This window comes from Paenibacillus enshidis, assembly GCF_042136365.1.
Lineage (GTDB): Bacteria > Bacillota > Bacilli > Paenibacillales > Paenibacillaceae > Paenibacillus > Paenibacillus enshidis.
The window spans coordinates 1-1913 of the sequence record NZ_JBHHMI010000063.1; the positions used below are offsets into that span (position 1 = coordinate 1).

2 pseudogenes are annotated in these 1913 nt (G+C 37.2%); both read right to left on the bottom strand.

The features are described from left to right. Positions 1-75: 75 nt before the first annotated feature. Positions 76-387, bottom strand: a pseudogene (locus ACE41H_RS25060) (Fic family protein); the annotation flags it as partial. Between the two features lie 783 nt (positions 388-1170). Then, positions 1171-1913: pseudogene (locus ACE41H_RS25065) on the bottom strand (hypothetical protein); the annotation flags it as partial.

Consider the following 1913-nt stretch of genomic DNA (forward strand, 5'->3'; position numbering starts at 1 on the left):
AAGGCTAAAAATCGTATCTCGCTACAAGTCTGTCCATTTTCTACCTTACTCGAATGAATTTGCAACACTCAAGTTAAGTATAAGGCGATGTATGCTCTTAATTTGCCACTCTGATAAAGGCTCCTGCCGTCTAACGATATCCTCCACATAAAGAATGGCTTCTTTATGATTAATCACTTCCAAATGCTCTTTAATGGTTTTTCCGCCGATCGTGATTCCTTCGAGGGCTACTTTTGTTTCAGATAACGTTAGGGTGTTCCCTTCTATCGCATTGGAGTGGTATGTCCAGTTTACAATCAGATGCTCTCGGATACTTCGCAAAGTGTGTACGGGCAAGGGTCTCTTTTGATCAAGCTCCTGTTTCTTTTTATCTGTTTCCTCAAACATTAACTGTCACTTCCCTTCCCAATACTCAAAATTGATCACCATTATTATACAACAACTTCATAAACAAAAGAAAAGTACCCACTTGGCTAAATAACTCCCGACTCCCTTACTTTACATATTTAAACGTGGAACTGATATCCTTAAAGAACAAATGTTCTCCTTTATACACTATATAAAATCAAGCCTTAATAAATTCTGGAGGGGTTTCTATGAAGTTTTGTTATAGCTCAATGTACATCCATGGTCCTATTCACCGAGGAAGAGCTATTACATGCTATTTGGAACGCTGCAATTGATTTAGTATTCCCAGGACTACTGACTCCACAGATTACTAAAAAAGAGACTATTCCTATATTTGTAACCGCTGATCAAACACTCTGGACGATTTTTGAATCTATGAAGATACCTTATGTAATTGAAGATAACGAGGCATTACCTCTCTTTCCTTTGTATCAACTTGAATTATCACGTACCAATTGGACCCCAAGAGAGTTGAAGTATATAACGGACTATTACAAAAAAATAATATATGAGAGGAAAAACAAGGTCATCCGCAATCCATCTCACCAATTAAAAGTAATAGAAAAACTACAATCCTTATGTTTTGTATTAAGAAAGAATTAAAAATGGATTAAAAACAGGAGCATAAGCAGAATCCACAACCGGATTCGGTTGTGGATTTAACAAATGGAGAGTCGAACCCCTGTCCGAAGATAACGCCACATAAGCTTCTACGGATGTAGTAACAGTTTTGATGTCGGTCTAGCAACTTATAATATAAACCTATAAATTCATTGAATATGACATAGCTTTTAAATACCTTAGCACATAATCATCATATGTTTTTAGTTTCTCAATATCAATTTCGACAATCGAGCCATGTACAACACTATTTATGTCGTTTATAAATGATGTTGGTCTACTTGATGGTATGCCTCTAAAACACTCCCTGATAAAACTACACGCATGATTATCTTTAATCACCTTTAGTATTTCTTTTATCTCGTTCAACTTTTTCTCGTTAACTACAGATGTTTCTCTTGGCGTATTCAGAAAATCGGATACATTCACTCCACCAATTAAGGCATCCGAACCACTCCTGAATTTACTTTGATTCTCTGGTTTTCGAAACCAATCAATCCAATGTTGAATTGCACTTTCAAGTAACACCCTATACAAGAATGGCACTACTATTTTATAAGGATGGATAGAACTAAATTTACTTTGGACAACAAAATCAAGATATGTTTTAAATACATATGAATCTATTTTAATATTATTCTTAGCATAATTTAATAGTACTATTGGCCTCGTCTTATATGAATTATTTCCTCCTATTGGTACTACTCCTGCTGAGAGAGTGCCTTCTACTGATGGAGTTACTTGAGACGGTGGTGTTGCTCCTGTCGATGGCGTTGCCTCTGTCGGTGGTGTTGCTCCTGCCGATGACGTTGCCTCTGTCGGTGGTGTTGCTCCTGCCGATGACGTTGCCTCTGTCGGTGGTGTTGCTCCTGCCGATGACGTTG